The 1,072-nt window shown below is 45.8% G+C and carries 1 pseudogene; it reads left to right on the top strand.

From position 1 onward, the window contains the following. Positions 1 to 97: 97 nt before the first annotated feature. A pseudogene (locus HMPREF9371_RS10855) lies at positions 98 to 988 on the top strand (IS256 family transposase, variant Zn-binding type); the annotation flags it as partial. Positions 989 to 1,072 lie beyond the last annotated feature (84 nt).

Below are 1,072 nucleotides of genomic sequence, written 5' to 3'. Positions count from 1 at the left end.
GGCTTAATGGACATTTGGGTTGGTAAAAACCGCTGTAATCCTTAGGATACAAGGCTTTCAGCGGTTTTTTGCCAATGTTTGTTAAAAATGCCCGTTTTGCCATCAAAACACCCTTATCAAATACGGAAGAAAAAACGGTAGGCAAAGATATAAATGTTCTGCCTGCAACAAATTTCTCCCGGTCTCAAAGACACTCGACAACGACTGTCTTTTGTATGAGTACATCCACCTCAAACAAACCTATGCCCAACTGGCCCATCGGCACCGTTGCAGCTTAAAAACCATACAGCGCCGCCTCAAACAAGCCAGCCTGCATCGGCCGCCGCCGCCCCATCCGGTTGCCAACATCATCATGGACACAACCTACTTCGGCAGAGCTTTCGGCGTCATGGTGTTTATGAACAGCCTCAACGGCCAAGTGCTGCATAAGCAGTATGTGGCAAAAGAAAGTACCGTACTCTATGAACAAGGGTTAAAGGCTATTCTCAATAAAGGCATTGCCATTCAAAGCATCACTGCCGACGGCTTCAAAGGATTGAGCACACTGTATCCCGACATTCCTTTCCAACTCTGTCAATTTCACCAACAGCAAACCGTCCGCCGCTATCTGACCCGCCGTCCAAAGTCGGACGCAGGCAGAGAGCTGAAAGAGTTGGCTGACAGTTTGTTTGGCTACAGCAAAGCCGACTTTGAGCGTGAGCTGTTTTTATGGCATGCAAGACATCGCGACTATTTGAACGAACTCAGCTACAGCATAGACGGACACCAAAAGTGGTACACCCACAAAAGATTGAGAAGTGCTTACCACAGTCTGAGGCGCAACCTGAGCTATTTATTCACGTATCAACAACATCAAGAACTGATGATACCGAACACCACCAACCGCTTAGAAGGGAAATTTGGCGAATTGAAGACCAAAATACGCTGCCATGCCGGGATGAGTATGGAATCTAAAAGACTGTTTATAGATAATTTCTTTGGAGTTTAGGAAGCAAAAAAGAGCTCAAAAACCAACCTAAATGTCCATTAGAAGCTAAGTTCTCTAAAAACCAACCCAAATGTCCATTAAGCC

Origin of the sequence: Neisseria shayeganii 871 (genome assembly GCF_000226875.1) — a bacterium.
In the GTDB taxonomy this organism is placed as follows: domain Bacteria; phylum Pseudomonadota; class Gammaproteobacteria; order Burkholderiales; family Neisseriaceae; genus Eikenella; species Eikenella shayeganii.
Note: the sequence above shows the minus strand (reverse complement) of the source record. Positions and strands in the feature narration are given on the sequence as shown.